This window comes from Hymenobacter sp. 5516J-16 (assembly GCF_022919335.1).
Lineage (GTDB): Bacteria > Bacteroidota > Bacteroidia > Cytophagales > Hymenobacteraceae > Hymenobacter > Hymenobacter sublimis.
In genome coordinates, this window is sequence record NZ_CP095058.1 from 2,163,301 (window position 1) to 2,176,676 (window position 13,376).

The 13,376-nt window shown below is 56.1% G+C and carries 9 protein-coding genes and 1 pseudogene; all 10 read left to right on the forward strand.

What is annotated here, in order from left to right; translation table 11 throughout:
• Positions 1-68: 68 nt before the first annotated feature.
• Positions 69-1,331 (forward strand): 4-alpha-glucanotransferase, encoded by a 1,263-nt coding sequence (locus MUN84_RS22955; protein WP_262920689.1) that lies wholly within the window; start codon positions 69-71, stop codon positions 1,329-1,331.
• Positions 1,298-2,625 (forward strand): annotated as a pseudogene (locus MUN84_RS22960) (4-alpha-glucanotransferase). The gene MUN84_RS22955 and the pseudogene MUN84_RS22960 overlap by 34 nt, the downstream one beginning before the upstream one ends.
• Complete coding sequence (locus tag MUN84_RS10775; RefSeq protein ID WP_244698302.1) at positions 2,589-2,801, forward strand: hypothetical protein; 213 nt, start codon at positions 2,589-2,591, stop codon at positions 2,799-2,801. The pseudogene MUN84_RS22960 and the gene MUN84_RS10775 overlap by 37 nt, the downstream one beginning before the upstream one ends.
• 1,023 nt (positions 2,802-3,824) lie before the next feature.
• Positions 3,825-5,546: a beta strand repeat-containing protein gene (locus MUN84_RS10780; RefSeq protein ID WP_244698303.1), complete on the forward strand. Its 1,722-nt coding sequence runs from the start codon at positions 3,825-3,827 to the stop codon at positions 5,544-5,546.
• Complete coding sequence (locus MUN84_RS10785; protein ID WP_244698306.1) at positions 5,540-6,652, forward strand: hypothetical protein; 1,113 nt, start codon at positions 5,540-5,542, stop codon at positions 6,650-6,652. Before MUN84_RS10780 ends, MUN84_RS10785 begins: the two co-directional genes overlap by 7 nt.
• A 121-nt stretch (positions 6,653-6,773) precedes the next feature.
• Entirely contained in the window at positions 6,774-6,947 is a 174-nt protein-coding gene (locus MUN84_RS10790; protein WP_244698307.1) for a hypothetical protein, read from the forward strand.
• A gap of 104 nt (positions 6,948-7,051) precedes the next feature.
• Complete coding sequence (locus tag MUN84_RS10795) at positions 7,052-9,277, forward strand: beta strand repeat-containing protein (RefSeq protein ID WP_244698310.1); 2,226 nt, start codon at positions 7,052-7,054, stop codon at positions 9,275-9,277.
• A complete protein-coding gene (locus MUN84_RS10800) occupies positions 9,262-9,627 on the forward strand; it encodes a T9SS type A sorting domain-containing protein (RefSeq protein WP_244698313.1) in 366 nt (121 codons plus the stop codon). The genes MUN84_RS10795 and MUN84_RS10800 overlap by 16 nt, the downstream gene beginning before the upstream one ends.
• Positions 9,628-10,185: 558 nt before the next feature.
• Positions 10,186-12,651 (forward strand): beta strand repeat-containing protein, encoded by a 2,466-nt coding sequence (locus tag MUN84_RS10805; protein ID WP_244698316.1) that lies wholly within the window; start codon positions 10,186-10,188, stop codon positions 12,649-12,651.
• Positions 12,652-12,829: 178 nt separating this feature from the next.
• Positions 12,830-13,192, forward strand: a complete 363-nt coding sequence (locus MUN84_RS10810) for a T9SS type A sorting domain-containing protein (RefSeq protein ID WP_244698319.1) — start codon at positions 12,830-12,832, stop codon at positions 13,190-13,192.
• Positions 13,193-13,376 lie beyond the last annotated feature (184 nt).

Sequence of the window (13,376 nt, forward strand, 5' to 3'; positions counted from 1 at the left end):
TCCGGCGGCTTTTCTTCAGCGCTTTAAGAGTTATCTTTCGGACCCATTTCTAAGTAAATCAGTCCCCGATGATTCTTCGCTTTACGCTACCCTTCCGCACGACCTGGGGTCAGCGCCTGGTAGTTTGCGGCTCCCTACCCAGCTTGGGCCAGTGGAACCTCGACCACGCTCTGAACCTGCACTATCACCCTGATTCTGGCACCTGGGCGCAAGAAATTAGTTTGCCCGATGACCAATTGAGTGTGGTGGAGTACAAATACGTGCTGCTGGACGAAGGCGACGGGGGCAAGCACTGGGAATGGGGCCCCAACCGTGCCATCACCAACGAGGCCGGCCGCTTCACGCGTATTGTGCTGGAGGACTTCTGGCGGGCTCCGGCCCTGCCCGAAAACGAGCTGCACACGGCTGCCTTCACCAAGGCCCTGATGCGCCGTCCCGGCCCGCCTACCCCGGTGGCTTCCCTCCCAGGCTCAGCCAGCTCCGTGGTGCGCTTCCAGCTCTCAGCCCCCCGCGTAGACTCTGACCACCTCCTGTGCGTGCTGGGCTCCGACCCGGCTTTGGGTAGCTGGGACGCCCAGCGGGCCGTTATCCTCTCCGATGCCGTCTACCCCACCTGGCAAGCCGAAGTGGCGCTAGTTGATCCGGAGCAAATGGTCCGGTACAAGTACGGCATCTGGGACCCGCGCGAGCAGAAAATCGTGCACCTGGAGGCCGGCGAGGACCGCCTGATTTACGCCGCCGAGGATAAGCGTACCCTGCGGGTAAAGGCCGATGACCACTTCCGCTACCCTACCGGCAACTGGCGCGGGGCGGGCGTAGCCCTGCCGGTGTTTGCCCTGCGCAGCCGCCGCGGCCTGGGTGTGGGTGAGTTTCCCGACCTCAAGCTACTGGTTGACTGGGCCGTAGCCACCGGCCTGAAGCTGGTGCAGGTACTACCCATCAACGACACCGTAGCCACTCACACCTGGGTTGACAGCTACCCCTACGCGGCCATTTCGGTGTTTGCCCTGCACCCTCAATACCTGAACCTGGAGGCCATTGCCGAGCTACAGGACGAGGCCGCCCGCCAGGAGCTAGCCCAGCTGCGCAAGGATCTGAATGCCAAGGACTTCGTGGATTACGAGCCCGTGATGAACACCAAGTGGAAGTTCATTAAGCAGCTGTATCAGCAGGAAAAAAACCGCTTTCTGGCCGATGCCGACTACCAGCAGTTCCGCCGGGAGCAGCAGGCGTGGCTGGTACCCTACGCGGCCTTCTCGGGTCTGCGCGACCGGTTCAACACCGCCGATTTCAGCCAGTGGCCCGAGGAGTTCCGCACCCCGCCCAGGTAGCCGAGCTAACCCGCGAAGACAGACCAGGCTTTGACGAGTTCGGCATCCATTTCTTCACCCAGTACTACCTCGACAAGCAGTTGCGCGAGGCCGTAGACTACGCCCGCCAGCACGGCGTAGTGGTGAAAGGTGATTTGCCTATTGGCATCTACCGTCACTCCGTGGACGCCTGGACCCAGCCCGAGCTTTACCACATGCACCAGCAGGCCGGCGCCCCCCAGACGACTTTTCAGTGACGGGTCAGAACTGGCGCTTCCCAACGTATAACTGGGAGCGGATGGCCGAAGACGGCTACCAGTGGTGGCAGCAGCGCATGGGCCACTTGGCCCGCTACTTCGACGCCCTGCGCATAGACCATATCCTGGGTTTTTTCCGCATCTGGGAGATTCCTGGCCACTCGGTTGAGGGCTTGTTGGGTCACTTCTCACCGGCTCTACCCCTACCCCAGCACGAAATTGAGCAGCGCATTGGGTGGTTTGATTACGGCCGCCTGTGCGAGCCCTACATCCGCTGGCACGTGCTGCAGGAAACCTTCCACGGGCAGGCCCAGGCCGTGTTCGATGAGTTCATGGAGGATGCCGGCTACGGGGCTATCCGCCTGAAGGAGTTTGTCCAGACCCAGCGGCAGGTAGAGGCGGTCATGGGCGAAAAGATGCAGCAAGACCCAGCTAATACCGACCACTACACCTGGCTGCGCACTGGCCTGTACCGGCTCATCAACGAGGTGCTATTCGTGCCCGATGATCAGCAGCCCGGCTTCTACCACCCGCGCATTACCCTGCACCTGAGCCGCTCGTTCCGGGAGCTGGACGACCAGACCCGTCCGCGCCTGCAGGAGCTGTACTTCGACTTCTTCTACCGCCGCCACGAGGATTTCTGGCGCCGCCAGGGCCTAGTAAAGCTCCCCGCCGTACGCTGGGCCACCGACATGCTGATCTGCGGCGAAGACCTAGGAATGGTACCCGAATCGGTGCCCGGCGTGATGAAAGCCCTCGGCATTCTGGGCCTGAACATTCAGCGCATGCCCTCTGATCCAAGCGTGGAGTTCGGTAACCCGGCCGTGGCACCTTACCTCTCCGTCGTCAGCCCCGGCTCCCACGACATGAGCACGGTACGGGGCTGGTGGGAAGAAGACCGGGAGCAAACTCAGCGCTTCTTCGAGCATCTGCTCGGGCACTGGGGCCAGCAGGCGCCGCAGTACTGCGAGCCCTGGGTAGCCCGCGAAATCACGGAGCAGCACCTGCACTCCCCCGCCATGTGGGCCATCTTCCCCTGCAGGATTTGCTGGCCATGAGCGAACCACTACGCCGGCAGGACCCACTGGCCGAACAAATTAACGTGCCCGCCAACCCGACCCATTTTTGGAAATACCGGCTCCACCTTCCAATTGAAGAGTTGCTGGAAGAAGTTGATTTTAACCACGAAATCAAAAAAACAGTACACCAGAGCGGCAGAATACAGGTGTACTAGCCTTTCTTCTTTTTATCTCATATATGGAAGCCTTGCTGGCATAGCAAGGCTTCTTTTTTGTTAACACTTCCGGTAAATCCAATTGGTATTTCTATTTCGTAGAAGGAAAAGTATAATTGTATTTGAATGTGAATGTTGAAGCATATAGGATGATTCTTATACCTAAGCTTAGCTTAATAAAATTGTGTATTCACCGAGAACACAGGACTATTGAGCGAGAACAACTCCTCTGTACTACACGAGCGAAGTAGTTTTGAGCTTATACCTACTCCTTAAGACGCCGCTTAACACGGCACTTTGCACTGACACTTTTCACACACTTACTTACACATGAAAACACTCTTACGATCAGCAGTCCTGCTGTTGGCATGGGGGGCGGTTGAAATACCGCAAGCCCGGGCGCAGACCTGTGCTCAAACCAGTACCGTTGGTTACCGAACGAATGCCGGAACTACGGATGTAGCTAAAAGGACGGCCACTGAAACAGTTGGCGGTACTAATTTCACCTATGGTACCTATACGGTAGGTAACCCAGGTACTTCCACGCTCGATATTTTTGATCTAAGCAGCACTTACACTGCTCAGATAGATGGACGAGCTCTTATCTGGCGTCAGCAGCGGGCGTCAGCATTACCGGCTGGCACTGCTTCTACAGATATTAACCTGAACACACCTTATGTAACTCAGGTTACGCTCACGTTTACTCGTGAGGTATCAAACCTGTCCTTTGTGGTACAGGATATTGATAAAGGCCGGCAAACAGCAGATGCTGCTACGAATGGTGGCAGCGAGTACACAGACGAACTGACTTTCAGCGCCTTAAACGGCAGCAACCAAGCGGTTCCGTTAGCTGGCAGCAATGTTACGCTAGGAAGCAACAACACAAACAGTTTCGTTAGTGGAGTAGCTATTACCACCAGTGTTGGTACTTACTCTACACAAGGCGTGCGGGGCACTGCCCTGAACGGTACTACTACTACACCAAACAGAGCCGGTAACGTAACTGTCACGTTTGCTGAACCTGTGCGTACGGTCACGATGTTCTTTCGTAACCTTAATACGTCTAATCTTACGGCCACTGGAGCTGCCAACCCCACGCGCCTGCAAACCATTGGTATTGAACAGATTTCCTGGTGCACTCAAGCCGATGTAACGACCTCAATCACTGCTCCTGGCTCGTTGAGCGCTGGTCAGGTTTCGGGTAACTACACGGCCACGTTCACTAACAACGGCCCCGATGTAGCCGCCAGCACCACGCGTACGGTTAGCATTCCGGCTAACCGGGCCTCGGCTGTATCGGCCCCAACTGGTGCCGTAACTGGCAGCCAAGCGGCAGGCTGGACGATTACTTATCCGGCCGGCACTAACGTGGCAGCTGGCGCAGGTGGCGCAGTAAGCTACAACTTTACCCTGACGCCCGGCCCGCTTACCAGCGGTCAGGACATAGCTGTAACTAGCAGCACGAGCACCACCACTAATGAAGGCGCTAATACCGCTGCCAACACCGCTACTGTAACTCGCACCGTCGGTGCAGTAGCCGACGTAACAACAACCCTGACGGCGCCAGCTAGTTTGGCAGCTGGTCAAGTATCCGGCAACTACACGGCCACGTTCACCAACAACGGTCCTTCGGCGGCGGTTAGCACCACGCGCACCGTCACGATTCCGGGTAATACGGCTTCGGCGGTGTCGACTCCAAGTGGTACCGTAACTGGTAGCCAAACGGGCGGCTGGACGATTACCTTCCCAGCCGGAAGTGACGTAGCTTCGGGCAGCTCGGTTAGCTACAGCTTCAACCTAACGCCATTACCCGTGGCTAACGTTGTTGTTACCAGCAATACCAGCACCCCCACCAGCCAAGGCCTCAACGTTGCAGCTGATACTGATACGGAAACCACTGCTGTTACCCCTGTTGCGGATGTAACTACTACGATTACCGGTCCAGGTAGCTTGGCTACCGGCCAGGTGTCGGGCAACTACACGGCTACGTTTACCAACAATGGTCCTTCCGTAGCAGCTAGCACCACGCGCACCGTCACGATTCCAGCTAACACGGTTTCGGCGGTATCGGCTCCGACTGGTACCGTGAGCGGTAATGAGGCGGCCGGTTGGACGATTACTTTCCCAGCCGGTACCAACGTGGCGGCCGGTTCAACTGGTACGGTGAGCTACAACTTCACCATTACGCCTTCGGCAGCCGCCAGCGGCAACACTCTGGCTGTAACCAGCAACACATCCACTACTACCAGCCAAGGAGCTAACTCGGCGCTGGATGCAGCTAGCGTGTCGTATACGGTGACGCCGATTGCCGACGTCACGGTGAGCATCACTGGTCCGACCACGCTTTACGCCGGCCAGCCCACGGGCGCGTACACGGCTACCTTTACCAACCTCGGCCCCAGCACTGCTACCACGGTAGGCCGCACGGTAACCTTACCGGTTGGGGCCTCGCTTTCTTCCGATCAGCTGACAGCCATCCAGAATGCTTACTCAACTGCCAGCTACGACCCCACAACGCGCGTCATCAACTTCGGCTCGGTTGCTTCACTAGCCGATAACGCCACGAGCACCGTATCGTTTGCCTTCACGGCTCCAACTGCCATCAGCACCACCCTGGCTGTAACGGCCAGCACCAGCGCCGCCACGGCGGAGGGCGCGAATGCTGCACCTAACAACGCTTCGCTGACACTGAGCACGGTAACGGCTGCCGATGTAACGGCCAGCATTACGGCTGCCCCGTGGTAGCTGGTGCCACTACCGGCACGTTTAACGTGAGCTTCAGCAACAACGGTCCGCAAGATGCGGCCGGAGTAGTGTACACCGTACAGTTGCCGGCCGGCCTGACTACTGGTACCGGGAACACGGTAACCCCCAGCAACAGCGGCAGCTACGATAACGCAACGGGTCTGGTGACCTTCCCTGCGGCCGCTACCACCTTGGCTAACGGCGGCTCTTTTGCTCCTACCATCACGTACACTCTGAGCAGTTCCTCGGCGCCGGTAACAGCTACGGCTCGGGTGACGACGACGACCAACGAAGCAGGCCGCACGGCCAACAACGTGGATTACGCCACGATAGGTACGGCCTTCGACCTGACAACGACGCTCAGCGGTCCGACTTCGGCCATTGCTGGCTCACCAGTTACGTTTTACGTCACGACGACTAACAACGGCGCCAACACGGCTGCTACGGCCGCGCAAGTGGTGCAGCTCCCTACCGGCCTGAGTGGCCTGTACATCACCAACGGCGGCACCTACAACAGCGGCAACGGGGTGGTTACTTTCCCGACCCTGAACAACCTGCCCGCCAGCCAGACGGTAACCAATAGCATCAGCTTCCTGGCCCCAACTACCCCGTTTGCGCCTTCGGCCACGGTGAGCACCACCTCCGGTACGGAAACTGTTACGAACAACAACGTCGCGTACCTGAACAGCGCCACAAGCACCAACCTGACGTTGACGGGCGCTACCACTTCGCTCGCCAACGAATCGACGACTATCACGGCGAACCAGACGGTAGTGGCAGCTGGAACGGCGGTTACGTACACCGTAACGGCTACTAACAATGGCCCCACCTCAACCACGGGCGTAGTACAGCGCGTGCAGTTGCTGCCCGGTCTGACCACGGCCAACCTGAGCGTTACCGGTGCCAACGGCGTTGCATCAGGTTCGGGAGCAACAGCTATTATCACCTTTGGTAGCACGGCTACCTATAGTGTAGCGACGGGTGTGTTGACCTACGGCACGCTGACCAACCAAGCCAGCGGTAACACAAACACGTTCCCCACCTTCACCGTGGTTACCCCCCTACCGTTGGCAACGATGGCCAGATGGTGGCTACGGCTTCGGTGACATCAAACCTGAGCGACAACGTACCGGCTGATAACGTAGCTTCGGTAACCGTGAAGGTGCGTACTACCCCGAGGTAACTACGACCATCAGCGGCCCCAGCACGACGGTGGCCGGCCTACCAGTGTCCTATGTAGTACGGTTCGCCAACACCGGCGCTACTACTGCTACCACGGTGAAGGAAACTGCCCAGCTGCCTGCCGGCCTCAACGGCGTAATCGTTACGGACGCGAACGGCGCTGCCGTAACTGGCGCGACCTACAACAGCACGACGGGCCTGGTAACCTTCCCGACGTAGCCTTCGACGCCGCCGGCGCGGTACAAGCGTACACCGTAACGTTCACGGCTCCTGGCCAGAACTTCCCGGTTATTAGCGCCATTAACAGCGTAACCGCTGATGGCGTGAGCACCAACAACTCAGCCAACCTACTGACGGCGGTAACGGCTAATGCTGACTTGACTGTGAGCATCAACGGTCCAGAAACGGCTGTAATCGGCAACCCGGTCACCTACGTTGTGACGATGACGAACAACGGCCCCACCACGGCCAGCAACGCCTTCGCTACCCTGCAGCTGCCCGCTAACCTAACCAACGTGCAAGTAGGTCCCGGCATTGGCACCAGCACTGCCAGCTATGACACTGGATCAGGCCTGCTCACCTTCGCCACGGCGCCTACGCTGGCCACAGGTGGCAGCGTAGTAAACTACGTGACTTTTACCATGCCCAACCCCACGGGTGGCTCGCTCACGCCAGTTGCTAGCGTGAGCAGCGCCACCACCGATGTAGTAGCTAGCAATAACAGAGTGGCTCTGACTACCAGCATTGCTCCCACTACAACGGAAACGGCAGATTTGGTAACCAGCGTTTCCCTGAATGGTGCACCTACCTCGGTGCTTGCGGGTTCCACCGTCACGTACATTGTTGCTTACCGAAACCAGGCGGGCAGCACAGCCACTAGCGTAGTACGTACGGTTAACCTGCCCACCGGTCTGTCGGCTGGTACGCTCCAGGTAGGCGGGGTAACGGGTACTTTGTCCGGTAACGTAATTACGTTCAGCAGCGGCCCGGCTTCCGGCGCCACCTACGACGTAACAACGGGCCTCTTGACCTTCGCTCCGCTCGCTAGCTTGGCCGTGAATGCTGCTAGTGACAGCTACACCGTGTCGTTCCCGGCTCCGGTGGGCAGCGGTCAGTTGGTAGTAATTTCCGAAATAGCTTCGGCTACTTCCGAAAGCGGCGCGGGCGTCAACCGCGCTAACAGCAGCGTTACCGTTAACAACAGCTTCGACGTGACGACCAGCCTGGAAGGCCCCACCACGGCTACTCCCGGCACTATCAACACGTACTCGGTAACTACGCTTAACAATGGTCCGTCGGCTGCTTCGACTCCCACTACCCAGACGGTTATCTTGCCCTCGGCCCTAACGGTTGCCAACCTGCAGGTAGATGGTCTGACGGGCACGCTCTCAGGCTCGACTATCACGTTCACGAGCGGCTCGACGCCGGTAGCTACCTATAACACTGGTTCGGGTACTCTAACCTTCAGCGCTATTACTAGCCTGCCGGCTGGGGTGGCGAATGCAGTAGTGCACTCCTTCTCGCTGCCGATGCCTGCGACGGGCAACCTGCTGCTTTCTGCATCGGTAACTTCGGCTGGTGAAGACGCTAACTCGCTGCCCAACACGGACCAGTTGACCACTACTCCGCTCAACATTGCGCCGGTAGCTCAAAACGTGTGGAACACCTTGCAAAGCGTTCGGGGCAACACCTCGGCCACGCCGCTGGCTATTTCCCCGCTGAACGCCACGGATGCAGGCGGATCTATTGTCTCGTACACCATCACGTCGCTTCCGACTTCGGGCACCCTGTACTACAACGGCGTAGTTGCTACCACCGCGGCTGGTCTAGTTACGGACCCCACGAAGCTCAGCTACGTACCGGCTCCCAACTTTGTGGGTAATGCATTCTTCACGTACACGGCCACCGACAATGGTGGTTTGGTATCCCCGGCAGCTTTGTATACCATCCCGGTAGCTCAGGATCTCAGTTCAGCCTATACTGTCTTCAATGACAGCAAAGGCGGCGCGAATCCTTACGTCAATGGTGATGTGCTGGCGCAGATTACGGACCTGAATACAGCTGTATACAACAGTGCCGGCGTTATCTATGACCCAGCGACCGGCTTGCTGCAAACCGGTGCAGTTAACGGTCTGCCTACCACGGGTACTAATGCAGTCCTAGCTTCCGGCACTCTGCCGGCGGGGGTAAGCCTAGACCCGATTACGGGCCGCATCTTCGTGAGCAACGCTCGTCTGCTGCTGCCCGTTACCTCGGCCCAGTCGTACACGGTAAACGTAACCACTACCGACATCAATGGCGGTACTAACACGGCCCCGGTTACCTTCACCATTGGTGCCCGTCCGCTGCCTGTAACGCTGGTAAGCTTCACGGCCCAGGCGGCTGGTCAGGATGCTAAAATCACTTGGGCTACGTCGCAGGAGCTGAATAACGACCACTTCGTGGTGGAGCGCAGTTTTGATGCGGTGAACTTCCAGGCAATTGGGGAAGTGAAGGGCCAGGGTACTACTGCCAGGCGCACACCTATAGCTTCATGGACCGCGGCGTAAGCCGAGTGGCTACTAGCTCAGTTGGCTACTACCGCCTGCGGCAGGTAGATACTGATGGCACCGCAACCCGCACGGAGGTACGGATCGTTACCTTCCCGAAAGCGTCAGTTGACGTGGCCGTATATCCCAGCCCGGCCACTACTCGAGCTACCCTTGATCTGCGCAATCAGACTGAAGGTAGCTACCAGGTGCAGGTATTAGATGCCACAGGCCGCTTAGTCTACACAACAACGGCTCTTGGTAAACAAACACTGGAACTGCCTGTACAAAACTGGCCCACTGGGGTCTACTTCGTACGTGTGCAATCAACTCAAGGCGCTGTTACTACCCTGCGGTTTAGCAAGGAATAGCAAGTAGGCTCTTTTCATAATAGCAGGCCGTTCCGGTATTCGGGGCGGCCTGTTGTTGTGTATGGCTGTTAGCACGCAGCTATTTTGTGCTATACTAGATGCCTGTCTCAAATTGGGTTTCATCTACATTTATAAGCAAACACCTGATTATCAGTATTATGATTAATATCCTACTTGCATCTTATGTTATCTTTACGTGTTTGTTTGTACAATTTTTCAATTAGGGAATAGAAAGATGTAATTTTGAGACGTTTGCCATTCAGTTAATAGGACTTTAACCTACCCATCGGCAAGTTTTCTTACTCAATAGTTACATTCTTTCTTTCATAAATGAAAACACGACTACACCTACTGCTTCTTGGGTTAGCGCTGTTACCCTTGGGTAGCTTCACCGCTACTGCTCAAGAGGTACGCATTGAGGAAACAGTGGATACTCCTCAACTACCTGTAGTAAATAAGCCGGCTGTCCGTCCGATATTTGCTCGACCGACGGCTACGTGTGCAGTAACTACCACGCTGGATTTTGGCCAAAGAACGGCTGGCGAAAACTGGAAGAATTTGAATCCAGTAATTATTGGGGGAGCACCTAACAACACTACTATCAGCACGGCCGGCACTTACGTGGAGCCGACTGGCGGAGCGGAAACTACGTTGGCTGTTGGAGCAGCCAATAACGTAGGCGGCGCGGGGCAGCAGTTGTTCTGGTCTACGAACTATACGACCCAGAGCAATACCACCACCCAGATTACGTACTATTTCAACCGGCCAGTAAATAACCTCTCCATTCGCCTGAATGATGTTGACCGCAATACCACAGACTTTATTGACGCGGTAACCTTCGACGCATATCAAGCCAACGGTGTTCTGTTAAACATGAACGCTACGGCGGATGCTACTGTGCTGCTAAACAACCCTGATTACACTTCCCGGACCAATAATACGATTCTGGGCGCTCGGCAAAACCCAGATGTTGAGCAGAATGGTACCGTCACCGTTACTTTCAACAAACCCATCACTCGCTTCGTTATTACCTATGAGAACCGCTTTGCAATTGCGGATCCAGGAATTCAATACATTGGTATTGATTATATTACTTGGTGCACACAGGCTAACGTTGCTACTACCCTCAGCGGGCCGGCCCGGGCTCTTCCGGGCTCCCAGGTAACTTATACGGTAACTACTACTGCCTCCGGCGACTACGCCGCCACTGGGGTGCGCCCACAGGTGCAACTGAGCGCAGGCCTAAACTCGCAAAACCCCGTGTTTCCAGCTGGCAGCAGCTACGATAATACTACAGGCCTGCTCACGCTGGCTACAATTCCTAATTTGGCCGTAGGCGCTATCAGCACCTCCACTATTCGGTTCAATATGCCTTCTACTACTATAGCAGGCACAGCAAGCAGCACCATTGATACGGACGATTCGGACCCATCGGATAACAACGGCTCTCTGCTAGCGGCCCGGGTAACCACAACTACAAATCAAGCACCTACAGCCCAAGCCAAATCGGCTACAGTAACCCGCAATTCGGCCGTATTTACTGCTCTGCCAGCCCTAACTGGCACTGACCCGGATAATGATGCCCTCACCTATACAATTGACGGATCCAGCATTGCTAATATCGGTTTCGGAACCGTATCGTTTGTACGGGATGGTATTCGCACGAACCTAAGTGGCACTGACAACGTGACGCTGAATGGCGCAGAAGCAGCCAGCCTGGAATTTAAAGCAGTAGCTACGGGAGCGGCAACTGGTAACTCAGGAACTTTGCGCTATACGGCTGCCGACGGGTTCGGTGGTGTTAGTGCCTTAGCTAACTATACCATTACGGTGGGCGACCGGCCGGCAGTGTACTCCTCACCCAATACGTATCAGCGCGGTGCCGTAACCAATAACCAGATATTAGCATCCGTTACTGACCCTGATGGTACAATTACTAACGCTACGCTAACGGGCGCTTTGCCAGCCGGACTAGTATTTTACTCAACCACAACTACTGTCGGAAACGGCAGCAATCAGATTACTTTCCCAGCTGGAAGCTTCGTAGCCCTAAACGACAATAAGAACTCGCCGCCAGCAGCTGGCACTTATACTTTTACGGTTACTACTTCGGGCGCTGCTAACGGTAGCGGCACTACCAACAGCATCCCTGTGACCATTAAGATTATAGGTACTGATGCTGTCGCTGTTTACTCTACCAACAACGTTTACAACCGAGATGCACTTACTGCCGGTGCTACGCTGGCTACGGTAACTGACCCCGATGCAGCCATTACCAGTGCCGCCCGTGTAACGGGCACATTGGGGACCGGCATGAATTTCAATACCACCACTGGTCAGTTTACCACTACTTCTACCTCCGTTCCTTTCGCTGGCACCTACACATATACCGTAACTACCACCGACGCAGTTGGAGGTAGTTCAACTAATGTTCCCGTAACTATTACGGTTAGGGATGACATAGAGGCCGCTTATTCGAACGTGCAAGCCTACAACGTAGATGCTTTGACTGCTAACAGCTCTCTGGCGACAGTAACAGACCAAGATGGAGCCCTCACATCGGCGGCGCTTTCCTCCGGCAGTTTGCCCGCAGGCACCACGCTGAATTCTATTACTGGCCAATTCATGGTTAGTAATACTAGCGCTTTAACACTTGGCAACTACTCCTTCACGGTAAACACATTAGACGCAACCGGTGGCAAATCGACTCTTAACGTAGGTGTTACTCTGTTCGAAACAGAATCGGTATATGCTACCACTCCCGAACCGAGCGGAACTTACTCGGATGGCTATGCCCTAGCCAATGTAACTGACGTTGATGGTCCTATTTCCAATGCCGTCCTGAATAACTCTACGTTGCCCGCAGGGGTGGGCCTGAACAGCAGCACTGGCCAGTTTACCGTGACCAATCGACTCTTGTTGCGCAGCGGTACCTATCCGGTGGAAGTAAGAACGGCGGATGCTACCGGCGGCTTGACCACGCAAATAGTTAACATTGTTATTAAGCAATACCCTTGCCCGTAACACTGGTAAGCTTCACAGCCCAAGCGGCTGGCCAAGATGCTAAGCTGACCTGGGCTACGGCTCAGGAGTTGAACAACGACCACTTCACGGTGGAGCGTAGCTTCGATGGTACCAACTTTGAGGCCATTGGCACGGTCAAAGGCCACGGCACTACCCCACGGCGCACACCTATAGCTTCGTGGATGCCAAGGCAGGCAACAAAGCCCAGGGCACGGTGTACTACCGCCTGCGTCAGGTGGATACCGATGGTACCGCCTCGCTCACGGCAGTACAACTGGTTCGCTTTGGCGCTATCACGGAAGTAACAGTGTTCCCGAACCCAACTTCGGCCGCTACGCCTACCCGCCTGAACCTGTCTACGCTGGCTGCGGGCACTTATCAGGTAATCGTAACCGACTTGGCGGGCCGCACGGTACGGACGCTTTCCCAGCAAGGTGGCACTACGGAGGTTATTAACCTCCACGGCCTGCCCCAGGGTAGCTACTTTATTACCATTAAAGGCAACGGCCAGAGCTTCACTAAGCGTCTAGTGAAAGAGTAATCTAGCTTCGCCTTACAACCATGAAAAGCCGCTTCCCTGTTGGGAAGCGGCTTTTTGCTTATTGGTGAGGTAGCAGTAGTAGGCTCAACCTAACTTCTGATGGGGATTCTTGGTATAGGCAGACGGAAAACCCAGTTAACTATGCCAACCCCTCGTCCTGCCCGCCACCGCCCCTTGCCCAACC